This window comes from Rhodococcus sp. SGAir0479 (assembly GCF_005484805.1).
GTDB lineage: Bacteria > Actinomycetota > Actinomycetes > Mycobacteriales > Mycobacteriaceae > Prescottella.
Genome location: NZ_CP039432.1, coordinates 4,043,440 through 4,065,561, shown reverse-complemented (window position 1 = coordinate 4,065,561; position 22,122 = coordinate 4,043,440). Strand labels below are relative to the sequence as shown.

Sequence of the window (22,122 nt, the reverse complement as noted above, 5' to 3'; positions counted from 1 at the left end):
CGAACCGCCGGCGGGCCGAACGGGGCGGGTGTCGCCGACGCGCCGACGACGGAACTATCCCCTATTCTGAAGGGGATAGTTCCGTCGCGGCGGGTGAGATCTCCCCCGAGTTGTCTGGAGGCTGGGGGCATGGAGGCTGGCGTTCACGGTGTCGACTAGCGTCACGTCCCTCGCCCTGGACGGTCTCGACAAGCTCTCCTCGCACGCCCGGCGATGTGTCTTCTGGGAGATCGATCCTGCGGCAGTCCGCGCGGCACGCGAGGGCGGCAACTTCTACGATCCCGAGTTCGAGAAGGAAGCATGGCTGTCGATGGTCATGCTCCAGTGGGGCTCGTGTGGTCAGGTCGCACTGGTCGACGACAAGCCGGCCGGCTGTGCGCTGTACGCACCGCCGAGCATGGTGCCGCGGGCCGACCTGTTCCCCACCTCCCCCGTCAGCGCCGACGCCGTACTGCTGACCACGATGCGCCTCGAGCCCATCGGCGACGAGCACGGTCTCGGGTCGACGTTGATCCAGGCCGCGGTCGGGGATCTCGTCCGTCGTGGTGTCCGGGCGCTCGAGGCGTTCGGGATCCGCGGCGACGAGACGCCCAGCGACGTCCCGTCCGCGACCGCGGCCCGGGAATGCTCCCCCCAGGAATGCATGATCAGCGCCGACTTCCTCGAGGACGTCGGATTCGAGGTGGTGGCCCCCCATCACCGGTTCCCGCGACTGCGGCTCGAACTCGACCGCGACCACCTGTGGAAGGCGGACGTCGAGGCGGCCCTGGATCGGCTGCTGGAGGCCGCGTCGCTGTCCGTGCTCGATCTGGGCCAACGAAGCCCTGTGGGAGCCTGCTAGGGCCCGTTACGGGGCCCGTCCGCTGCTGCGGTCGGTGGGCCCTGCGGGGCGACGCTGTCCCTACCGGGCGCGGTCGGCGTCCGCGAGTTCCTCGGCCAGCAGTTCCGCGAACGTGAACGTGCCGGTGGGTGCGTCGTCCTGACCCAGCAGGTACAGGCGCTTGACCGCGATGAGAATGGCCTCGGCGATGACGTCACGCTGACGGGGATCGGTGAGCACCGCGACGTCGGAATCGTTTGTGAGATAACCGATGTCGACCTGAACCGTCGGCATCTTGGTGAGGCGCAACAGATCCCACGTGCGTCCGTGAGTCCTGCAGTCCCGCAAGGGAGTTCGCGCAACTACCTCGCGCTGGATGAACCCCGTGAGGATCTGGCCGATCATCGACGTGGAACCGTGCGAGTTCCCGAAGTGGAAGCTGGCGACACCGCTGGCAGCCGGGCTGGCGTGAGCGTCGCAGCGCAGCGCGATCATCATGTCGGCGTCGAACCCGTTGGCCGTCTCGGCGCGTTCGGCCTCGGTGGGGTTGGCGTGCTGCGGACGCGACAGGAACGTCTCCATACCCGTCGCCGCCATGCGACCCTCGAGCCGGCTCGCGAGGTCCCACAGGATCTCGGCCTCGCTCACCGGTCCCCCGGGGGTCTGCACGATCCGGCCGGTGTCGGCACCGCCGAGTCCCGGGTCGATCACGATCCGCTTGCCGCTCAGCTGCGGGCCGGACCGCCGGACCAGCTCCTCCTCGCTGATGGCGTGCGGGGAGCCGCCCGAGACCCGGGTCCCGAGCAGCTCGAGCGACCGCAGGGTCGCCGGGCCGCAGATGCCGTCGGCGGCGATGCCGATCTCGCGCTGGAACGAACTCAGCGCCTCGTGCGTCTTGGGACCGAAGTAGCCGTCGACGCGGCCGATGTAGAAGCCGAGGTCCTGCAGCCGGGTCTGCAGATGGGCGACGTCGTCGCCGTACAGCGGCGCGGACAGCTGGTAGATCAGCGTCCGGGCGCCGAGGCGGTACGACGCCTCCTTGAGGGAGCGGTAGGTCGCCGGGCCGACGATGCCGTCGACGAGCAGCCCACGCTGCTGCTGGAAGGCGCGGACCGCGGAGTCGAGGTGGTGGTCGAAGACGGCATCGGGTGAGACCCAGTGCGAGCCGTTCACGGTCTCGCGGTGGGTGTCGGCTGCCCCGTTGTGGAGGAAGCCCAGGCCGGTCAAAGTACCCCGAATCTCGGCGACGGCGGGGCCGTGATCGCCGTGACGGAGTAGCTGCATGCTCGCGGGCCTTTCGTTGCGGACGTCGATCGATTCTCTCAGACGGCTCCGGAGGGTCGGCAATCCAGTAGGCCACAGTGTGACGAGGCTGTTGTGGCAGCCGCGCCACACTGTGGCCGGAAATCCGGGTTTACCGGGCCGAACGGAGCGCGCCGGGGTCAGAGGACGTCGGCGAGGTCCTGGAGAAGAGCGGCCTTGCCCTTGGCGCCGACGATCGTCTTCACGGCCTTGCCGCCCTGGAAGAGGATCATCGTCGGGATCGACATGACCTGGAAATCGCGCGCGGCGCCCGGGTTCTGGTCGATGTCCAGCTTGGCGACGGTGAGCTTGTCCGCGTGCTCACCTGCGATCTCGTCGAGCACCGGGGCGACCATCTTGCACGGGCCGCACCACGTGGCCCAGAAGTCGACGAGCACGGGCTTGTCGGAGTCGAGAACCTCCTGCTTGAACGAGTCGTCGTTGATGGTGATCGTGTTCGCCACGTGATCCTCCTGGGATCTTGTCCGTCGGGTTCGGGTTTCGGTGGAGCGGGTCAGGCGTCGACGGCGACGGGTTCGCCCGCCGCGGCCAGGGTGTTGTCGGTGATGTCACCCTGGTCGGCCAGCCAGCGCTCGGCGTCGATCGCCGCGGAACAGCCGGTGCCGGCCGCGGTGATCGCCTGGCGGTAGGTGTGGTCGACGAGGTCGCCGGCGGCGAAGACGCCCTCGGCGGACGTCGAGGTGGTCGGCGACTGCACCTTCACGTAGCCGGCGGCGTCGACCTCCACCTGGCCCTTGACGAGTTCGCTGCGCGGATCGTGGCCGATCGCGACGAACATGCCGGTGACGTCGAGCGTGGACTGCTCGCCGGTGACGGTGTCGCGCACGACCAGACCGGTGACGCTGTTCTCGCCCAGCACCTCGACCGGCGCGGCGTTGGTGACGAAGCGGATCTTCTCGTTCGCCTTGGCGCGCTCGAGCATGATGCGGGAGGCGCGGAACTCCTCGCGGCGGTGCACGATCGTGACGCTGCGCGCGAACTTGGTCAGGAAGGTGGCCTCCTCCATCGCGGAGTCGCCACCGCCGACCACGACGATGTCCTGGTCGCGGAAGAAGAAGCCGTCACAGGTCGCACACGCGCTCACGCCGCGGCCGAGGAGCTTCTCCTCGCCGGGGACGCCGAGGTAGCGGGCCGCGGCACCCATCGCCAGGATGACGGCGCGGGCGTAGTAGGTCTCACCGTTCGCGACGACCTTCTTGACCGGGCCGTCGAGCTCGATCTCCTCGACGTCCTCGGTGCGGATGTCGGCACCGAAACGCTTGGCCTGCTCGCGCATCTCGTCCATCAGGTCCGGGCCCATGATGCCCTCCCGGAAGCCCGGGAAGTTCTCGACCTCGGTGGTGGTCATCAGCGAGCCGCCGAACTGGGTGCCCTCGAACAGGAGGGGCTCGAGTTCCGCGCGAGCGGCGTACACACCGGCGGTGTAACCGGCCGGTCCCGAGCCGACGATGATGAGGTCACGGACCGTGGTCGGAGTAGTCATGCGGGCCTTTCCTGTCCTGTGGTGCTGTCCTGCGAGCGTTCGTTTCACCGTTGCTCACGCGATGTCGCCGGTGACGGCGCGGCTCACGGAGTCGGTCAGGTCAACAACAGATTAGTGGGTGTTGTTCCCGGGACGCGGGTGCCGCACGGGGCGGGCACTGTCTGACGTTTCACGTGGAACATCCGATGTGCGCCACCTCATTCGCGCCCGCGCGGTCGGCACCTCGGGCGCGCCGGTCAACCGCGACGGGCGGCGAGTTCGGTCACGAAGGGCCCGACGAGATCGGCCGCGTTCCGGCGCACCGACTCGAGGTCTTCGCCGCGCTCGACCTGCCGGCTGGCCGCGTGCAGGACGGCGTTGACGAGTTCCGACATCGCCGCCACGTCCCGCACCCCCAGCTCGCGCAGGGCGTCCGACAGCGGGGTGTACAGGTCTTCGTGCATCGCGCGGCTCTTGGCGTCGAGCTCGGGTCCGGGCGCGATCTGCGCGAGGGCGGTCGCGATGGCGTGCTCCCCCTCCGCGACCAGCGTGAGGTTCGCGTCGATGTAGGCCAGCACCCGCTGCTCGGGGCTGTCCGCGTCGGCCATGGCCGCGGCGACCCGCGTGGACCAGCGCGGGAACGCGTCCTCGATCAGGGCGTCGAGCAGGTGCTGACGGGACTTGAAGTACTGGTACATGCTCGAGCGGGCCAGCCCGGCCCGGGCGGCGACCTCCCCGAACGACGGGATGTCGGTGGCGCCCTCGGCGAGCACCTCGCGGGCAGCGTCGAGAAGGGCGCGCTGCTGCGCGGCGCGGTGCTCACCGACCGTCGGCGCATTGATCCGCGGCACGTGCCCTCCTCGACTGCTGATCTCGTCTAGCTGCTGCTCTCGCTCCGGCGGGGCGTGAGCCGTCCGTCCGTCATCTCCACCACCCGGTCGCAATAGTCGAGCACATCGTAGTCATGGGTCACCATGACGGTGCCGACGCTCGATTCGCGGGTCTCGCGCGCGAGCAACTGCACGATCTCGTGGCTGCGCGCGCGGTCGAGCGCCGCGGTCGGCTCGTCCACCAGCAACAGTGACGGCGTCGACGCCAGTGCGCGGGCGATACCCACGCGCTGCCGCTCACCGCCGGAGAGCTGGTCGGGTCGGCGGTCGGTCTTGTGGCCCAGGCCCACCTGTTCGAGCAACTCGATCGGGTCGCGGAAAGTGCGGCCCTTGCGGTGGCCGAGGCGGGAGACCAGGCGCAGCTGGTCGGCCGCGGTGAGCGACGGGATGAGATTGCCGCTCTGGAACACGAACCCGATGTGTTCGAGGCGGAACCTCGCCGCCTCGGCGCGCTTCATCGCCAGCAGGTCGTGCCCGCCCACGCGCACACTGCCCGAGTCGGGGGCGGTGAGGGCTCCGGCGACGGCCAGCAGACTCGACTTGCCCGAGCCCGACGGCCCGACGACCGCCACCATCTCGCCCGGGCGGACGCTCAGGCTCACCGCGTCCAGTGCGGTCACGGTCTGTTCGCCGTCACCGAGGCGCAGGTGCGCGTCGACGATCTCGAGGGCGGCGGTCTCGACACGGCTGTCGGTCGCGGTGCTCACGGCAGTTGTCCTTCCTGGTTCGTTCCGGGGGCTCATCGCTGTCCTCCCAGCGCGTTCAACGGATTGACCGATGCGATGCGGACGATCGCGACCGCCGCCCCGATCAGACCCAGGACGATCAGCAGCACCGCCGCGACCGCCACCGCGGCGGGCTCGAGCAGGAACGGCACTCCCCCGCCGATCAGCGACCCGAATCCGTAGCCCACGGCGGCGCCGACGGTCACCGAACCGAGCAGCAGGATCAGCGCCTGTGCCAGGCCGTCGCGCAACAGGTAGCCGGTGGAGGCGCCCATCGCCCGCATCACGGCGATCTCGTGCTTGCGCTGGATCGTCCACACGGTGAAGAACGCGCCGACGACGAGCGCGGAGATCGCGTAGAGGAATACCTTGATCAGGTCGAGCGTCATCGTCTCGGCACTGAAGCCCGGCGACGCGGCGAACGAGTCCTCGAGGGACACCGTCGACGTCCGCGCCGCGGCGTCCCCGGCGGTGTAGTCGAGCTTCACGCCGGGCTGTGCCTTCAGCGCGACCGCGGTGGACTCCGTCAGCGCCTGCGCCGGAACGGTCTCGCCGGGACGCACCCCGGCATGCAGCTCGCGCCACGTGTCGATCGGCAGATACGCGACGTCGACGTGACCGAACGTGCGCTTGTCGTCGGTGACCCCGACGATCTTCAGTTCGGTCCCGAGCCGGTCCACGGTGACGGTGTCACCGAGTTCGACGCCGGTGTCGAGGGCGCTCCTGCCGATGACGATGCCGTTCGGCTCGCCCAGCGTGGTGCCGTCGGCGACGGCGGGCGCGAGGAACGAGTCCACCGGGACGCCGAACAGGGCGAGGTCGACCGGCACGTCCTTGTCGTTGTGCGCGTTGACGAGCATGTTGCCGAACGGCTGCGCCTCCGCGACGCCGGGCTGCTCGCGCCACGCCTGCACCTGCGTGTCGGTGACGACGCTGCGCGAGAACGCGGAGTCGGTCTTGGTGCCCTCGTTGAAGGCGAACCCGTCGACCGGCGTGGCCTTCAGGCCCGAGACGCCGTCCTCGACGAGGCCGGAGGACAGCCCGGACAGCAGCACCATCAACACGGAGATGAGGGCGATGACGCCACCCATGAGGCCGAATCTGGATCGCGCGAACCGAAGTTCGCGCAGGGCGAGGAACATCTTGAACTCCTGGTCGGTGTGGGGTGTCGATGTGACCGACGAGGGATGAGTCCAGCACTCGATGTTCCCGACGGCCTGTCGGTAAATATACCAACGCGGTGTCGGGAACTTTTCCGGCGGCCGTCCGGTGGGGTGGAGTTACCGCGCCACCCGGGCGGCGCCGTCCGGTCCGGGGGCCGTCACCGACGCGGCCACCGCCGCCCGGGCCGGACGCCAGGCCAGCCCGAGATCGGACAGCGTGCACGCGTCGTCGGTAGGGGTGGCCGCGGTGAGCAGCCACGCCGCCTCGTAGCTGAAGCCGGCGCTCACCGGAGTCACGGCACCGAGGACGTCGGCGATCCGGCCCATTGCCCGGAAGAGGCTGGGCTGCAGCGGGATACGGCGGATCCTTTGACCCGAAGCGGTCTCGAGGATGTCGACGATCTCGTCGAACGCGATCAGCTCGCCGCCGCACATGTACCGACGCGGACCGCGCCCCGGCCGCATCGCGGCCGCGTGCACGTCGGCGACGTCGCGCACGTCGATCATCTGCATGCCGCCGCGCAGTCTCGGCGCCACCCCCGCCGCGATCATGGGCGCCCACCCGGTCGCGGTCACCCCGCGCATGCCGCCGAGTCCCGGACCCACCACGCTGGACGGGTACGTGATGACCACCGGCGCGCCCGCGTCCTGCAGTGCGCGGGCGATGCGGTCGGCGGCGGCCTTGGTGCGCCCGTACGCGCTGCGGCCGGGTGCGGTGGGGCTGTCCGGTCCGATCACGGGGTCCGGGGACGGGAACAGCGCGCTGTAGCTCGCGACGTGCACGATCGGATCGAGCCCGAGGAACGCCGCCCGCGTCAGCAGGGATGCCGTCGCGGCGGTGTTGACCTCCCACATGAGGGTCTCGCGGCGGTTGTCGGTCCCCACCACGCCGGCGGCGTGCAGGACCGCGTCGCAACCGCCCAGCAGGGCCGCGATCACCGCGGCGTCGCGGATGTCGCCGCGCAGCACCTCGACCCGCCCGGTTCCGTCGTCGAGGACGGCGAGCGCGTCGGCTGCGGACTCGTCGGGATGGACCAGCAGGCGGATGTCGTGGCCGTCGCCGAGCAGCGCCCGCGTGGTGTGGGCGCCGAGGTAACCGGTGCCGCCGGTGACTGCGATCTTCATATTCGACCTCCCCAGGAGCGCATTACGGTACCACTGGACCCGTAACGGGGGAATGGCGCGAGGGAACGGTCGTGTCCGACAATGCGAGGCGATGAACGCACACGCAACCGGAACCGGGCGGCCGCGCGACCCCCGCATCGACGCCGACGTCCTCGCGACCACCCGGCAGATGCTGGTCGAGGTCGGCTGGGAACAGTTGAGCATGCGCGGGATCGCGGCGCGCGCCGGAGTGAGCCGGGCGGCGCTGTCCCGCCGGTGGGTGTCCAAGGCCCACCTCGTGCTCGACGCATTGCTCGGTGCCACACCCGATCTGGAGCCGTTCGAGGGCACCGACCGGACGGGCTGGATCGACTGGGTGATCACGGGCAGTGGGCAGCTGTTCTCCCGCCCCGACGTCCGGGAGGCGCTACCGGGGCTCCTGGCCGCGCTCCGCGACCACGAGGACCTGCGTACCGCGTTGTGGCAGGGATTCAGTGGGCCGGCCGCGGAACTGTTCGCCGCCCACGGCGCCGCCGACGGTTCGGACGCGGCCGCCACCCGCGAGCGGGACCTGTTGGATGCCAAGGCAATTCTCGTCCTGGCTGCGGGATCGGCGTTGTTCTCGAGCCTCATCGCCGAGGCGGACGACACCCCGGCCCTCCGGGCGCGGATCCGGGAGCTGCTGATGCCGGTCGCTGAGCGCCCGCTCCCCCCGAGCACGGAGAAGTGAAGCCGCTCAGCCGATCACGGTCCGAGCGAGCAGATCCGGGCTCCCCGCGGCGCAGGCCCCGCCGACGACCAACGCGGTGAGCGCGGGCGGCCTCGGTCCGGCAACGAGCAACAGGACGGCCTCCGTCCCCCGGAACTCCACGGCGCGCGTTCCCAACACCGGCAGCGACGGCTCGATTCCGTTGGCCTGCAGACAGGCCGCGCGGGTCTGCGGGTCGGTGAGTCGTCCGGCACCGTCGGCGCCCGGCGCATCCGGGCCGCCCATGAGCGCCAGGACCGTGGGGCCGTCGAGATGGTCGCCCAGGTCGGTGACCGCAGGTTCGGTCGGTTCGGGTGTGGGCGTCGCGAGTGCCGACGGCACCGCCCGTTCCGGTCCGTCGACGGCCGAGAGTGTGAACACGACGCCGATCGCCGCGGCGGTCGAGGCGACGGCGATCGAGATCCAGGTGCGCGCGCGTCGTCGGGACCGGGCGTCCGCGAGCGCCGACACGGGCGCCGTGGTGTGGACGAGAGGTGAATTCTCCCGTGCCAGAGCCACTTCGATCCGCGCCGCGACCGCCGGCGGCACGGGTGTCTCCACGGTGTGGTCGCGTCCGACCGCGCGCAGTTCGGCGGACACGCCGTCGAGGGCGGCGAGCACGTCGAGGGCCGCGGGATCCCGGCGCACGCGCGGCCACAGGCGGGCACTGACGTCCTCGGGAAGGGCACCGGCGTGCAGGTCGGCGAGCAGCTCCGTCGAGAACGGTGGGCCCAGCTCCTCTCCGCCGTCGTAGACCGCCATCCCACCTCCTACCCTGCCGGTTCCGAAGGCACGGTTGTGCCTTCAATTAGTTCAGACGCGGGGCGATCACGATCGGTTCCCCACATCGCGCAAGTATTCCAAATGCGTTGCCAGCTTGGCCCGTGCTCGCGCACAGCGGCTCTTGACCGTTCCCTCCGGGACACCGAGGCGGCGGGCGGCATCGGCCACCGAATACCCCTCCATGTCCACGGCGACGATCGCGGCGCGCTGATCGGCGGGCAACAGTTGCAGGGCGCGATCGACGAGCAGTGCGGTCTCGCGTTCGGCGATGTGATCGCGCTCGTCGTGCGGATCGACCGTCTCGTCCGCCGACAGCGACACCGTCGGTCGGGCCCGGTTGCGCCGGATCCGATCCAGGCACGCGTTCACCACGAACGCGTACCTGGGCGTTTGTCGCTGTTGACTTTTTGAGGTCTCGTACGAATACCACTGCGTGACAGCATTTTTCTACGTTGGCCGCGTTGGCTATCATTGGCATGTTGCGAGAGGACTGCGGACGCACTGCGGACGGAATCCTGGGATACTCGTCGCATGAAGTCGTGCGCGATGACGTGGTGGGAGAAGCCAGCAGAGCATCGTTCTAAGCGGATGCAGCGCGAGGACGAGGAATGGGCTTCGAAGAACGGCCCGGTAATGGTTCGCCGAACCGGTGAGCCGAGAGAAGCAGCGGTGATCGCCGAGGCGTGATCGGCCGGCGGACCGGCCCGAGCTATTGCCGAGCCACGAAGTCTGCGACCGGCCGGGAGAAGAACTTCTGAACTTCCCCTGCGGGGCTCGTTCGGATACGCATCCCCATCAGCAGCGCGCCGATCTGTTCGACGCGAGGGAGCAGCGCTGGGGGGATGGGACCGTACGGATCTCGCTTTAACTCTGCCTGCTGCTCTGGGGACAGGCGCGACCACGCTGCGGCGAAGTCTTCGGTCATTGCAGAAAGGTACCGCGGCGCACCGACAGACTGCTTTCCCGTGCTAGACGGTGCTCGACACATAAGATTTTCGCATGAGCGCCCAAGGAGTCGACACCTTCATCAGTGAGCCCCAGCGGCCCCGCCAGTGGGGGCCGTGGCGGCTGGAAGCCGCCACGTACCAACTCGTAAACGTCGATTCCGACGCGGGCGAGTACAGGGTGGACCTCCTTTCCTGTACCGACTCGGCGGAGGTTCTGGACTGGATTGCTCAGATTGCAGGGAAGGGCTGGGGTTCTAAGCCAGAAACGATTGCTGGCCTGGTTCTTGCCATCGATGACCTGATCCACATGCAAGCCACAATCTGTGGGTCCGGCGTGGGTAAGGAAATCGCGAAGGATGAGGTGGTGAAGCGCGTCGACGGATTCGCCGCCTCCCCGAACTTTGAACAGGTCTTGTTCAGGGCCGCGGAGGAGGACGAGGGCTAGGTCTCAACCGTGGTTGAGCGACTTGCCCGGTGTGCCCCTTTTTGGTGATTTCACCGAAAAGGGGCGTGCGTCAACCCAAGAAGTGCTAGTGCCAGACTTGCGTCGTGAACGCGTCCTCGCAGCAATCCCTACCGGCCCACGACGTCTCATCAGTCCGCTACATGTCCGCCAAGCAACTCGCTGAACGCTGGGCAACGAACACGATGGCCGTATACAGGCAGATCGAGAGCGGGCGCCTTTCCGTTCTTCGCCTCGGACGATCCGTCAGGATCCCCATCGAGGAGGTAGAGCGCTTCGAAGCGAAGAACACCTTCACGCGCGAACGTTGGGTGGATTGATGGCAAGCAGGCATCGGCCTGAGAGCGAGACGGTCAGCGCTGCGACCCTCGTCGCGATGGAAGCTTTTTACCGCGCCGGAGGGCAGTCCGCGCTGCGCGACGGCGACATGCCCAAGGTCATCGACGCTTTCCGGGCGGTGGTAGAAGTCATCCTGCGCGGCAGCGGACCTGCAGCCTCGGCTACAACGACGACTCAGGCCAAGGCGCTGCTGTCAGCTGACCAGGCGGCCGAGGTCCTCGGACTCGGCACATCGACCGTGCGGGCCATGATGGCGTCCGGACGCCTTAAGTACGTGCGTGTCGGCAAGGGTCGAAAGATCTCGCCACAGGAGATCGACAGGTTTATCAGTCAGCACGAGAAGTTCGCTGGCGAAGAGGAATGACTCAGTGAGCAGCCACGGCGCGTGGTGCTACAAAGTCGCGCGTGGTCATTTTGACTACGCGCGTGGAGGCCGAACCCGCCACATAGCGGATTTAATCCCCGCAGACAGGCTGGTGAGAAAACAAGGGGAGGCACCATGCGGTTCCAAGGACTTCGAACCGTGTCGTCGTGTGACGATGCGGAACGGGCCCCGAGCGGTGGGTGCTCGGGAATTTAGCCAAAGATCGTCTTCGCTGCCACTCCAACCGCGATCGAGATGATGACTAGGCAGCAAAGAGAGACGAGTATCAAGTCGAGCACCAGGCAGGTGTTGTATGTCCTGGGATGCGCGGCCATGTGCACTTGGCACCGCTCCCGCTGCGTCTTGTCGTCCGCGCCCACACGGTCTGCCACCCAGAAAAATGTCTTTAGGAACGGCCGCATTCCGAGAAATGTGACCAGAGTCGCTGAACCTGCGTCGAGACCGCCGCCTCCGGGCAGTCGTACGTCATTCGCGCCCACAGCGTCGTCATCGGTCTTAAGCGGTTTGCGGTCGCCTCCGACCCGACCCAGATTTCTGAGCGCGACTACCCTGTCTTCCTTAGCCTCATCGGCCCGTCGTGCCGGCGGGATCTCCGTTTCAGGATCGCGTGCTTCGTCCTGGCTAGCGCCCCCGCCGTTGGTCGAGGAGACGTCTGTTTTCTCGACCAACGGTGCCGAGTCATCCATTCTTGAGGAGGTTCAGTCGATAGCGCATAGCATCAAGTGACACCTCAAACTTCGCCGCGAGCTCCATCGGAGTCATCGACGGGTTACGTTCCAACTCTCGACTGATCTGATCCGCAGGCATCAGCAGGCTTCCCGCGAACTCGTTTGCGTACACTTCCGGCGCCGTTCCACGTCCCGCGTCACTCCTGCGGTCAACGAACGCGAGCTCGGTCCCATCGATCTTCGATGTGTTGTCTACGTAGTGACCGATCTCGTGAGCACAGGTAAACCTCAGGCGATTGAGCGGCTGGTCCGCGTCGAGGTAGATGTCAGCAGAGCCATCGGGCGCGCCGATGATCATGCCGAAGCAGTCGCTTTCGAGAGAGGCAGAGTAGACCTTGATCCCCATCGCGCCAGCCACCTTGATGGGGTCAACAGGGAACACACCATCGTCCCAGTACTGGTCGAGCACAGCCCAGGCATCGTTACGTGCTCGCTCGCGGATCTGAGCGACTGTTTCTACGCTCATCGTTGTGGTCCCCCTTCCATCATCGGGTGCTTTATCGAAACGCTCCATCCACAAGAACGCTGAGTTATCCCCAGGAGCTTCCTTCGGCTTCAGCTTGACTGTAGCGACAATGTATGACATGGCGTCGGATTTGGGTAATTGGCAGGTCACGTGGTTGGCGACGGCCACCCTGTAAGGGCGGCAGATGCGTGGTTGTGATGACCATGCAGAACACCCCCGGGTGATGAGGGCCGGAGGTGTTCTAGTTGCTCAATCCTGCGGCGGGTACGTGGTGTGTTCGACGATGTGCATGCCATCGAGGCTCGGGTTCTTGAGTTGAAAATGGATGTGGTGCATGCACTTGACGACGTCTTCGAGGGAGACGCTCGGCAAGTCGATCTGACGAACGGGCAGTGAGCCAGGATCGATCCCCTGCTCCATCATCTCCTCGTATTTGCGGACATCGCCGCGAGCCCGGTCGACGACGAAGACGCTGACGTTCCAGTCGGGCTCGGCTCCATGGCTGGTGGCCCACATGTCGACTGCAACGATGGTCGAGTCAGTGCCGTCGACGCCGGCTAGCTCGCTCAGGCTTCCACTGGCCGCGATCTTGCTGTCCTCGGCAGCAGATGTTCCAGTCCAGTCCCTATACGGCGTCGTCGCTGGTTCCACCTGATTCCCGGTCATTCGCTGCACCCCTTGCGCGTGTTGATCTTGGTGATGAGCGGCCAGTCTAGGGGTGCATCCTGACGTAGACGGCAAAGCAACGGCCGAAGCGCTGACCGTATTTCAGTTCCGGTCGGGTCCGTCGACGGGAGAGCAGTTGGTCGTCGGTGGTGAGTTCGACCAGGATCGAGCCAAGCCGACCTGCCTGGTCCGCTTCGTCTGATATGAATCCCGGCATGAATGCATCGATTCGTGGGGCGGCAGCGGTTGGTCTGCTGGCGATTTTCGTGGCGGGGTGTGGATCGTCCACTGCGGACAACGTTGACCGTCACACCGCGAGCGCGACGGTGCCAACATCTGCAATGGTGGGTACACCGGAACCCACCGCTGCCGAAGCAGCGGATCCGATGAGTGAGGCCGCGCTCCGCGAGACACTTGACCGGCAGTACGGCACGGTTCAGCGAAGCGACTGGCAGGGTATGCATTCCTTCTACTCGCCGCGGTGCCAGCTGGCGTGGCCGAGCGATCGGGTTGCGGCTGCGGCCGAGTCTGAGTATCGGGGTCGAGACTTCAGCGGTCCAGAGCAGTACCTGATCACGATGAATGGGTCGGTAGCCACAGTCGTGGTGAAGTCCTTTGACGGCAAGGGGACGATGGAGCCCATGACTTGGTCATTTATCAACGGCTCTTGGGTGTACGACGCCTGCTGACCGGGGAGAATCATCTCGGTACAGGACCCCACGTCACGGAGCCGGATCAAACCTTTCCTGCTCTTCGATATAGCGATCGGAGATGCGTCCACGTGGCCCCACGGCCCGCATCGCCCCGGAATCCGTTGTGCCGACACCCTCTAGAACGGCTCCCCTGGGTGGCGTCGAAAATTTTTGAACCCTCCGCGCGGATTTGCGCCCTCCCCCGAGGCGGCGTGAAAGAAGGCGCCGAGGTGGGGGCCCCTGGGGGTGGGTGCATCACTCTCAGCGGGCGGGCGTAACGGAGGATTCGGGCGTGGCGATGAGCACTTGACTTTGATTCGATGCGAGCCAGCCTGGGGGATTCTTGATCGACGAAACGCGCGCCAAGGCGGGGAAGTCGCGGTTGTACTTCGTCTTGGGCGGGGTCGCGGTTGCGCTTCTGGTGGCGGGTCTGCTGATTGGTCTGTTGGCGGGATCGCGTGGCGGCGACGAGCCGGAGTCGCAGCCTGCGCAGCCGCCAGTGGAGTTGGCTCCGTCTGGGGAGGCTCAGTTCCTGGCGTTTCTTGCGAAGGGTGGTTTCACCTACGACAACCCTCGTCCGATCCTCGCGGCTGGGTGGTATGTCTGTGCGAGTGTCTCTGATTTCGGAGACGCGAGTGGCAATCCTTCGCAGCAGGAACGGAGGGCGAAGCTGGAGGTTCGCGACTTGTACCACCTTGAGAACGTTGAGTCTTCGCGTGTTGTAGTGGGCGCAGGCCTTTATCTGTGTTGACGGCAATTAGGCCGCGCGGAGACTGAGACCCCGCCGGCCCTCATATCTGGCTGGGTCCGCGTTCGGCCCGGGCCCTCGGCCGTCTGACACGAACGGAGCGCCCGCCAGGTGTGTAATGGCGGGCGCTCCGATGTCTAGCTGGCTCGGTTCCGTTTGCGTTCGAGGTATGTCATGCGTCCGGACTCGACAGACCCGCCGGCCGCCTCGCGCTGCCCTCCACCCTGGCGGCGGTCTGGAAGTGGCATCCGGCGCTTGGCCCAGCCTGGGTGGTCGGCGACCACTCGGGTCGTGGCTTCTGCCACCTTGTCGGGGTCGATGGTGCCGTCTTCTCCGCGGAGCTCGTCGAGCTTGATGCCGGCCACCCAGAGGTCCTTCGGGTCTGCGAGCTTGGTCGCGGCCTGTTCAGCTTCTCTGCGTTCGTAGATGTCGAGGCGTCCGCGGAGGGTGTCGAGTTCCTCGGTGGTGGTGCGCAGTTGTGTCTCGAGTTCGTCGTTGCTGGCGCGGGGGCTGTCGAGGGTGTCGGTGTCAGTGTCGGTGTCCGAGGTTTCGGCATCTGCATCGCTGTCGTCGACTGTCTCGGAGGTTTCGCGGTCGTCCTCGTCGCCTCCATTGTCAGCGTCGGCGTCCTCACCAGCGGTGGGGCCGACGCCGCCGGGGCCAGCTCCCACGAGGAAGCGGAGCGAGTCGAGGGCACAGGGTTCGGGGAGCATCAGAACATTCCTTTCAAGTGGTCGCGGGTAGCGGTGACGTGGGGGCAGTTGCGGGTGCGTCCGTGTTCGTCGCAGAGCCATGCCCAGTGGCGCCGGCTGCTGCCGTAGACGCGGTGGCCGCGGACGCGGACCTCGTTGTCTCCGACGAAGGAGAGGACTCGCCACTGCTGGGCTTTGTGGACTCGGACCTTGGTGGTCTCCGGACCGCCTGCTGCGGTGGTTGTGGTCATGCAGTCCCCCGCGTCTTGGTGGCGTGGCCTTGGATGACTCGTGCTCCCTTGCGGGCGTTGCAGGAGACGCAGAGGACTCCGAGGGGCCCGTCTGGTGCGCCTCCGAGGGCGATGGGGGTCAGGTGGTCGGCGGTGAGGCGGTCGCTCGGATGGGCCGGCACCTCGAAGCCGGGGCACCAATCGCCGTGGACGGCTCGGTGCGCGTCGACCGCGGTCTTGCGTCGTTTCCGTTCGGCTGCGGTGCGGGTGACCTTGGTTGGGGTGGTGGCGCGCTGGTGGGCGTCGCGGGCCCGCTGATGCTCGGAGCAGCGGTTCCCCTTTCGGATGATGGCTGGGCAGCCGGGTTCGAGGCAGACGCGGGCGGTGGCTCTCGGCATGGTGGTTTCTCCTCGTGGTCTGTGGGTGGGGGTAGAGCGGGGCCCGACTGTGGATGGACTACGGTCAGGCCCCGCCCGGGTGGTGGGGGCGCACTACTGCGCTCCCCTGTTCGCATGTGCGGTTAGCGATCGGGGTTATCCCCAACCTCCGATCGTGGACTCGGCTCGGACGAGCCTGCGTGCTTCGCGGCCGGCCTCGTCCATCGCCTCTCGAAGGTCACTTCCATTGATGTTCTCCACGTGCAGCACAGGCCCGCGGGGGGTATCGACGATGCGATCAAGTCGGGTGAGCATCGAGTCCAGCTGTCCCGGCGAAACTCCGGAGCTCGATGCCTGCGCCCGCAGGGCAGCGAGATCACGCATGTCGACCTCATACCGCCGCCGATCCGCCGCGGTCTGCACCCACTCCGTTTCACCGGACAGGTTCAGCGCCGCAGCGCCACTCGGGAGAGCGCCACCCATGTCCCTCAAGAACGTCGGGACCGTGCGGGCCATGATGTCCTCGACCCACTCAGGTGTGCCCGGCGTCGCGGCGGGCGTCAACAACTCCTGCGGTGGCGTGTTGGCCGGCAGAGGCAGATTGAACTGCTTGATCATCGCCTGCACCCAATCCTGCGTGCCCGGAACTTCTGGGCCTTGGCGTGCGATCTCCGCGTCGGAGAACGACATCGGTGTCGGGAGGATGCCGCCGAGGTCCGAGGCGGTGAACTCCAGTACTCGCCCGCTGGGTACGCCGAAGAAGTCGAGAGTGTCGCTGAGCGTTTCGGTGACCGCCCCCTTGGCGGCGTTGCCGATGATGTCGCGGATGGTGCTCGAGTCGCCACGCTGCTGCTTCTGCTCGGCCGCGAGGGCGTTCATCGCCTTCTGCAGGTCGGTGTCTGCCCGATCGCGATCCTTGTCGGTCGCGTCCGGATCGTCATACACCTCGTTGCGCTTCTGCTCAGCCTCGTCGATCGACCACTGCAGTTCCTTCAACCGGATCTGCTCGTCCGTGAACGAGGTGGTCAGATCCGGTGCCGGAGGGGCGGGGGTGGCGTTCGCGCCAGCCTCGGCTGCGCGCTTCTTCGCCTCGAGGTCGCGCACCCGCTGCTCAGCGCGAGCGACCTTGCTGTCCGCCTGGTCGCGGTCAGCCTGCGACTTCTTGCCGTTCGCGAACGTCTTGTCGCGCGCTTCCCTCGCCTGCGTGATCGCGATTCGAGCCGACTCGAGTGACAGCTCGTCCTTCTCCGTCCAGGTCGCCTTCTTCTCCTGACGGCCGTACACCCCGAACCCGACACCGGATCCAGAGCTATCGCCGGGAGGGTTGAACTGCGACGCCGGCAGGTGGTACTGCTTCTCGAACTGCGAGTCTGTCGGCCGGGCAGCGTTGCCGCCGTACTGGACACCATCGGAACTCGACTCGAACGGGACACCGTCGAGCATTGATGTCATGTGCGAGTTGGGTCCGCCTCCACCGTTGTGGACGCCGATGTTCAGCGCCGACGACGGGCCCATGCCGGGGCGGAAACCAAGAGACGGGAAATCTGACTCGGTGGTGTACCAGCGGGCGAACTTGTCGAGGCCCTTCAGCAGCGCGTAAGCCAGGCCTGAGTAGCTCGAGCAATCCCACGACGGGTTACCGACCTGCCCGTACCCATACGGCTTGCCGGCCTCGGCTGCGAGCCCGGCATGAGCTCGCTGGGCGGCGATTCGGCCGCCGTTCTCGAAGCCGGGGAGCTTCGGGAACGTGCCCGCGTTGATCATCGCCAACTCGCGATCGTACTTCTCCGACATCGCCGAGCGGATGACCCACTCTTCGCCGTTCACCTTCGCGATCGGCACACCGAGCGGGTTCACCGCGAAGATGTCGTCGACCGCGGAACGGGCCGGCATCCGCCCGCCACCCGCGAAGCCCGGCAGACGACCACCCGACTGTTGACCGGGGAGAAGAAGCCCGGCGAGGTCCGACGGCCCCGAGGCAGGTGCCGGCCCAATCGCCTGAGCGTAGATGCCGACAGCGACACTCTTCGACGAGTTGTTTGCGATCCACTCGTCGAGCTTCAGAGTTGCGGGATCGGTATTGGCGTCGACGGTGACCGACCGTGGGTTCGCAGTCAGGTCCCGCAGGCTGGCGTCGACGGTATTGATGTTCGTCAGCGCCTCGGTGATCAGGGCGATCACCTTCGGGTCCGATGTAGTTCGTGACAGCTCCTCGAGATCGGCCAGCGTGATCCGTTTGCCCTCGGTGAGCTTGTCGCGGATGAGGGTGACACCCGGCGTCGCCTCGGCACCGGAGAGCTTGTCGAGCAACTCGCGGGTCTGCTGCTCAGTCATGTCGAACTCGGTCTTGTCGGCGCTGATCCCCGGCTGTGCCTTCGCGTGCGACAGCAACTCGACGAGCCCGATCATCTCGTGCAGCTTGGCCTTCGCCTCATCGGTGTTGGCGGTGACCTTGAAGGTGCCGTCCTTCATGTCCTCCACAGTCATGTGGTGGATTTCCTCAAGACGCTTCTTCGCGTCGGCGGTCAGCCCCTTCACGACGACGGTCTTGTCGTCCGGGACGGACTCGACAGTCGCGCCGAACTGCGACATAGCATCCCGCAGATGCTGCGTAATGGGAATCTGCTCGTTCAGGGCCGCATTCGTCCCGAGGACGGCCTCCCGTGCGGCGTCGAGACTGCCGCGCTTCTCGTTGATGTGCTGAGTCAGGGTGATCGCCGACTCGTCGACCGCATCCATCCCGGTCTTCAGCTTCTCGAGATCAGGCAGCGTGGCACTGAACGGAAGCTTCGCCGACGCGAGAGCCGCCTGCCGATCGTTGTACGTCTCGATCCGCTTGTTCAGCTCGTCGAACGCATTACCTTCACGGAGGAGCCCGGACATCAACTCATCGCGGCTGATCCCCGCTTCCTGGAAAGCGTTCAACCGCGCCGATCCGACACCCTGGGTCGCGTGCTCGCGGGCTGTACGGGCGATCCTTTCGTAGGCCGCCTTGTCGCCCTCGATCGACTGGACGTAGTCGCCGGGCGCGAGCCCATACGACGTCAGCCGGTCGAGGTAGCCGCCTTCCTGCCCTTCCTTCGCGATGCTCGTCCGGGTGGCCTCGGTGATCTTGCCGGTCTGTGCGTCCAGAGTTTCCGCGAGTGCCTTCTCGGCGGCTTCCTGCTCGCGTGCCTTCTGCGCTGCGTTCGCATGGTCCTGCGCCAGATTCCCCAGCGCGATGCCGGCAGCTGCAGCGGTCAGCGACAGGCCAATACCGACCGGGCCGCCGAGCGCGCCCGTGATGCCGGACAGGATGCCCTTGACGCCGCCGGACTTGGAGTTGAGGGTGCCGAACGCGCCGCCCAGGTACCCGACTTCCTTGCCCGCCAGCGAAGCGAGTCCCTGCTGGAGTCGCACCTCGTCGTTGAAGCTGCGAAGGTTGGTCAGCAAGGTGCCGCCCGTCGACTTCGCAAGCCCTTCGAATCCGCTTACCTTCAGCATTCCGATTGCGCCGGCCGCGGCGAGTACCGGGACGGGTAGCCCTGCGATCGCCGACGCCACGTCACCGACGAATCCGGCGACAGGCTTGAGCTCGCCACCGAAGTCGGCGGCTACCGCACCGGCGTTCTTCAGGCCGTCAATCATCCCCGGGGTGACGTCGCTGATCGTGTCGGCGGCGCCCTTTGCGAACGATTCGAGTGGTCCGTCGATCAGGTCGTACAGCTCGAGCGCGAGCGTCTCTGCCGAGTTCTGCACCGATGCAAGGGCACCCGGAAGGCCTTGCGTCTTCGCAGCGGCAACGTCAGCGGCCGCACCTTGGCGGTCGATCGCCTCCCGCATCGCATCCCAGTTGGCGACGCCGTCCTTGGCCGCGATCGACGCCATACGCATCGCGTCCGAACCGAACAGGGTCGCGGTCGCCGCCTGGTACTGCTCCTCGGTCATCTTCCCCGAGGCGGTCTTCAGTTGCTCCAGCAGAGAGCGCATCCCGACGAACTTGCCGGTCGTGTCGTAGACCTTGAGGCCGAGCTCTTCGATCGCCCCCTGAGCGGGGTTGCCCTGGTCAGTCAACGCCTGGAGCGACGTCTTCAATAGGGTGCCAGCATCAGATCCCATGATGCCCGCCTTCGCGAGCATGCCCAACGTCGCGCTGGTGTCCTCGGCTGAAACACCGAATCCGTGAGCTACGGTGGCTGCTTGCTGCATACCGTTGGCGAAGTCGGTCATCTCGCCCGATGCGGCGTTCGAGACATTCGCCAGCACGTCAGCGATATGGCCTGCATTGCTGGCATCGAGACTGAACGCCTGCAAAGTCTGGGACTGAATCTCCGCAGCTGTCGCGGCGTCGATCTGTGCGGCAGCAGCGAGCTGCAATGTGCCCTTCGCGGCGTCCATTGCCTGAGCGACAGTGAACCCACCCTTAGCAAGTTCGGTCATCGCGGCGGCAGCATCCGACGCCGACGTATTCGGCAGCGACGCATCGTTACCGAGTTGCTTAGCCCGCTCACTGACCTGGGCCATCTGGTCGGCCGTAGCCTGCGAGACAGCCTGCATCGTGTTCAGGGTGTTGGTGTAGTCGTTGCCGAGGGCGATGACCTTCTGGAACGCCGCACCAGCTCCGATAGCGACACCGATCAACCCGCCGATCTTGGACGCTGTGCCGACCGCGCCGCGTAGTCCAGTTTCGAGTTTCGTGTTGAAGCCCCGGGTATCCGGGGCGACCTCGATGTCAATTCTTCCGCCCGGCATCATTCACCTCCCGGCTTGTTGGGCATCGCTCGTCGGGCGCGCCGCTTCTCGATCTCGACTGCCGTGTCCTCCGCGGAGACCCCGACCCTGCGCAACTGTGCTGCCATCGCCTGGACTGCGTCGTGGCCGAGGAAGACGAGCGCTTCCATCGCGACGACGGGAAACACGGGACCCAGTCGGGCTTGGATCTCGCCGACTCTCCTCTTGACTTCCTGCCGGGTGCCCTCCCCAGCCGCGGCCGCAACCAACTCCGACACAGCCGCCGCATGTGACTGCACATCGGTTGTCGCGATGGGCATACCGTCCGCACCCACGATCAGAAGCGGGTCAGACGGGACCGCGCTCACGCCAGCACCTCACGGGCCGTGCGCTTCCGCTTACGCTTGGCGACCTTCTCAGCGGCCGATCGGGCTTCTGCCTGCCGGCGTTCGGCGATGGCGCGCCGCTCGGTGAGTGCTTCGTCGACGAGCTCCTCGGCGCGTCGACGGGCCTCCTCGGGGGTCAGGTAGGGGTGCTCGTTTTCCACCGCGACAGCGACAGCGGCAACCGGGTTCGGCATCTTCCACAGCGGCTTCGTCGTCTTCGCCTTCGCGGCTTCGGCAACACGCGCGTCGTAGAGCTCCTCGACAGGCTTCCACAGGGAGTCGACGAGCCGCTTGGAGGAAGAGTTCAACCCGAACGGGAATTGCGCGAATCGAGCCAACTGCACGGCGTCCGCGTAGCTGATCTCCTCCGGCGCCGGAAGGCGTTGCAGCCAGGCAAGGTCGGGGGCTTCGAGCGCGGTGACCGTGGGCGGATAGACCGGCGCCGACCGGGCGGCGTCGTCACGCGGATGCCGCACCGTCGCTCTGTCCGGGTCCTGTGCCTCCATGGCGGCCAGGACACCGTCCAGCCACTCCTTCACGGGAGCGGGATACGGGGGTGCGTTCAGTCGGGTGGGCTTGCCGGCGTCAACCAGCCTCTTCACACGCCCGCGATTCATCTCCGTGTTGTCGAGAGTCAGGAGGCTCAGGAGGGTCTGGGATGATGGAATTTTCGTCATGGTGGGTTGTCCTTTCGTCGTTGTTGTCTGGAGAGGTGAGGCGTTCGAGTTCGGCGACCGGGATTCGCTTTGTGTTCCCAAGCGACACCGCTTTCAGGTCACCGCGGCGAACCATCCGCTTCACGGTGCTCAGCGACACCGACAAAGCCTGTGCTGCATCGGTATACGTCACTGCCACCACCTCCGAGTTCTGATCGTGCTGCCCCCGCAAGTCCGCGTCACCTTGTGAACCTCTCTGACCTCTCAGGGCACTCGAAGTAGCTAAGGACTCGATGGCCTGTAGCTCGGGAGGCAGTGCCAGACCAACCGATCGGGACCAGGCCGCGTAGCGGCGAAGCGCGTGCGCAAGGTGTCCAGCCACAACCGAATCGAGGGAGAGAAGCACCAGAGCGGCGCCCGGTCGCGCTGGTCGAGGCATGGGTCGGTCACGCATGAAAGACGTCCTTTCAGGGAGTTTTTCGGGGCCCTGGCTCGCGCGCGTGACAACATTTCAGGTCCGCGAACTGCGAGTGCCCTCCCCCAAGGCGCACAGAATCAGGCCGGCGAGGGGGGTGGGGGTGGGTGGGGAGGCATCGGAGTGAGCCTCCCCACCCGGACA

General features: G+C 66.7%; 24 protein-coding genes and 1 pseudogene. 6 read left to right on the top strand and 19 right to left on the bottom strand.

Going from position 1 to position 22,122, the window contains the following annotated elements:
* The first annotated feature begins 148 nt into the window (after positions 1-148).
* The gene (locus E7742_RS18755) at positions 149-841 is read left to right on the top strand and encodes a GNAT family N-acetyltransferase (RefSeq protein WP_137800320.1); all 693 of its coding nucleotides are present in this window, start codon (positions 149-151) and stop codon (positions 839-841) included.
* 60 nt (positions 842-901) lie between these two features.
* Here the strand turns inward: E7742_RS18755 and E7742_RS18750 are convergent, their stop codons facing one another.
* From E7742_RS18750 to E7742_RS18720, 7 genes are all read right to left on the bottom strand, one after another.
* A complete protein-coding gene (locus E7742_RS18750) occupies positions 902-2,104 on the bottom strand; it encodes an N-acetylmuramoyl-L-alanine amidase (RefSeq protein ID WP_137800319.1) in 1,203 nt (400 codons plus the stop codon).
* Between the two features lie 158 nt (positions 2,105-2,262).
* Positions 2,263-2,640 (bottom strand): thioredoxin, encoded by a 378-nt coding sequence (gene trxA, locus E7742_RS18745; RefSeq protein WP_137800318.1) that lies wholly within the window; start codon positions 2,638-2,640, stop codon positions 2,263-2,265.
* Positions 2,637-3,626 (bottom strand): thioredoxin-disulfide reductase, encoded by a 990-nt coding sequence (trxB, locus tag E7742_RS18740; RefSeq protein WP_137800317.1) that lies wholly within the window; start codon positions 3,624-3,626, stop codon positions 2,637-2,639. Before trxB ends, trxA begins: the two co-directional genes overlap by 4 nt.
* 236 nt (positions 3,627-3,862) lie before the next feature.
* Complete coding sequence (locus tag E7742_RS18735; protein ID WP_137800316.1) at positions 3,863-4,456, bottom strand: TetR/AcrR family transcriptional regulator; 594 nt, start codon at positions 4,454-4,456, stop codon at positions 3,863-3,865.
* Positions 4,457-4,482: 26 nt separating this feature from the next.
* A complete protein-coding gene (locus tag E7742_RS18730; RefSeq protein WP_137800315.1) occupies positions 4,483-5,238 on the bottom strand; it encodes an ABC transporter ATP-binding protein in 756 nt (251 codons plus the stop codon).
* A complete protein-coding gene (locus tag E7742_RS18725) occupies positions 5,235-6,362 on the bottom strand; it encodes an ABC transporter permease (RefSeq protein WP_137800314.1) in 1,128 nt (375 codons plus the stop codon). Before E7742_RS18725 ends, E7742_RS18730 begins: the two co-directional genes overlap by 4 nt.
* A gap of 138 nt (positions 6,363-6,500) precedes the next feature.
* A complete protein-coding gene (locus E7742_RS18720) occupies positions 6,501-7,508 on the bottom strand; it encodes an NAD-dependent epimerase/dehydratase family protein (protein ID WP_137800313.1) in 1,008 nt (335 codons plus the stop codon).
* A 91-nt stretch (positions 7,509-7,599) separates the two neighbouring features.
* Between E7742_RS18720 and E7742_RS18715 the strand changes: the two genes are divergently transcribed.
* Entirely contained in the window at positions 7,600-8,217 is a 618-nt protein-coding gene (locus tag E7742_RS18715) for a TetR/AcrR family transcriptional regulator (protein WP_137800312.1), read from the top strand.
* 6 nt (positions 8,218-8,223) lie between these two features.
* Here the strand turns inward: E7742_RS18715 and E7742_RS18710 are convergent, their stop codons facing one another.
* The gene (locus E7742_RS18710; protein WP_137800311.1) at positions 8,224-8,997 is read right to left on the bottom strand and encodes a hypothetical protein; all 774 of its coding nucleotides are present in this window, start codon (positions 8,995-8,997) and stop codon (positions 8,224-8,226) included.
* A gap of 66 nt (positions 8,998-9,063) precedes the next feature.
* Positions 9,064-9,399 (bottom strand): annotated as a pseudogene (locus tag E7742_RS18705) (sigma-70 family RNA polymerase sigma factor); the annotation flags it as partial.
* A gap of 618 nt (positions 9,400-10,017) precedes the next feature.
* On the opposite strand from E7742_RS18705, the gene E7742_RS18700 reads away from it, so the two are divergent.
* The 3 genes from E7742_RS18700 to E7742_RS18690 all read left to right on the top strand — a co-directional run bounded on the left by E7742_RS18700 (position 10,018) and on the right by E7742_RS18690 (position 11,131).
* A complete protein-coding gene (locus E7742_RS18700) occupies positions 10,018-10,410 on the top strand; it encodes a hypothetical protein (RefSeq protein ID WP_137800309.1) in 393 nt (130 codons plus the stop codon).
* A gap of 104 nt (positions 10,411-10,514) precedes the next feature.
* Positions 10,515-10,748: an excisionase family DNA-binding protein gene (locus E7742_RS18695; protein WP_137800308.1), complete on the top strand. Its 234-nt coding sequence runs from the start codon at positions 10,515-10,517 to the stop codon at positions 10,746-10,748.
* Positions 10,748-11,131, top strand: coding sequence for a helix-turn-helix domain-containing protein (locus E7742_RS18690; protein ID WP_217497511.1), 384 nt, complete (start codon positions 10,748-10,750; stop codon positions 11,129-11,131). The genes E7742_RS18695 and E7742_RS18690 overlap by 1 nt, the downstream gene beginning before the upstream one ends.
* A gap of 212 nt (positions 11,132-11,343) precedes the next feature.
* Here the strand turns inward: E7742_RS18690 and E7742_RS18685 are convergent, their stop codons facing one another.
* The 3 genes from E7742_RS18685 to E7742_RS18675 all read right to left on the bottom strand — a co-directional run bounded on the left by E7742_RS18685 (position 11,344) and on the right by E7742_RS18675 (position 13,012).
* Positions 11,344-11,838, bottom strand: a complete 495-nt coding sequence (locus tag E7742_RS18685) for a hypothetical protein (protein WP_137800307.1) — start codon at positions 11,836-11,838, stop codon at positions 11,344-11,346.
* On the bottom strand, positions 11,831-12,514 hold the full coding sequence (locus tag E7742_RS18680) for an ImmA/IrrE family metallo-endopeptidase (protein WP_254699064.1): 684 nt from the start codon (positions 12,512-12,514) through the stop codon (positions 11,831-11,833). The genes E7742_RS18685 and E7742_RS18680 overlap by 8 nt, the downstream gene beginning before the upstream one ends.
* Positions 12,515-12,595: 81 nt before the next feature.
* On the bottom strand, positions 12,596-13,012 hold the full coding sequence (locus tag E7742_RS18675; protein ID WP_137800306.1) for a hypothetical protein: 417 nt from the start codon (positions 13,010-13,012) through the stop codon (positions 12,596-12,598).
* Positions 13,013-13,227: 215 nt separating this feature from the next.
* Here E7742_RS18675 and E7742_RS18670 point away from each other — a divergent pair, with 215 nt between their 5' ends.
* Positions 13,228-13,701 (top strand): hypothetical protein, encoded by a 474-nt coding sequence (locus E7742_RS18670; RefSeq protein WP_137800305.1) that lies wholly within the window; start codon positions 13,228-13,230, stop codon positions 13,699-13,701.
* 888 nt (positions 13,702-14,589) lie between these two features.
* Here the strand turns inward: E7742_RS18670 and E7742_RS18665 are convergent.
* From E7742_RS18665 to E7742_RS23790, 7 genes are all read right to left on the bottom strand, one after another.
* Positions 14,590-15,165, bottom strand: coding sequence for a hypothetical protein (locus tag E7742_RS18665; protein WP_137800304.1), 576 nt, complete (start codon positions 15,163-15,165; stop codon positions 14,590-14,592).
* Entirely contained in the window at positions 15,165-15,395 is a 231-nt protein-coding gene (locus tag E7742_RS18660; RefSeq protein ID WP_137800303.1) for a hypothetical protein, read from the bottom strand. The genes E7742_RS18665 and E7742_RS18660 overlap by 1 nt, the downstream gene beginning before the upstream one ends.
* On the bottom strand, positions 15,392-15,772 hold the full coding sequence (locus tag E7742_RS18655) for an HNH endonuclease (protein ID WP_137800302.1): 381 nt from the start codon (positions 15,770-15,772) through the stop codon (positions 15,392-15,394). Before E7742_RS18655 ends, E7742_RS18660 begins: the two co-directional genes overlap by 4 nt.
* 135 nt (positions 15,773-15,907) lie before the next feature.
* Complete coding sequence (locus tag E7742_RS18650; RefSeq protein ID WP_137800301.1) at positions 15,908-20,485, bottom strand: phage tail tape measure protein; 4,578 nt, start codon at positions 20,483-20,485, stop codon at positions 15,908-15,910.
* Positions 20,482-20,829: a hypothetical protein gene (locus tag E7742_RS18645; protein ID WP_137800300.1), complete on the bottom strand. Its 348-nt coding sequence runs from the start codon at positions 20,827-20,829 to the stop codon at positions 20,482-20,484. Before E7742_RS18645 ends, E7742_RS18650 begins: the two co-directional genes overlap by 4 nt.
* Positions 20,826-21,524: a hypothetical protein gene (locus tag E7742_RS18640; protein WP_217497570.1), complete on the bottom strand. Its 699-nt coding sequence runs from the start codon at positions 21,522-21,524 to the stop codon at positions 20,826-20,828. The genes E7742_RS18645 and E7742_RS18640 overlap by 4 nt, the downstream gene beginning before the upstream one ends.
* Positions 21,433-21,942: a helix-turn-helix domain-containing protein gene (locus E7742_RS23790; RefSeq protein WP_368076970.1), complete on the bottom strand. Its 510-nt coding sequence runs from the start codon at positions 21,940-21,942 to the stop codon at positions 21,433-21,435. Before E7742_RS23790 ends, E7742_RS18640 begins: the two co-directional genes overlap by 92 nt.
* Positions 21,943-22,122 lie beyond the last annotated feature (180 nt).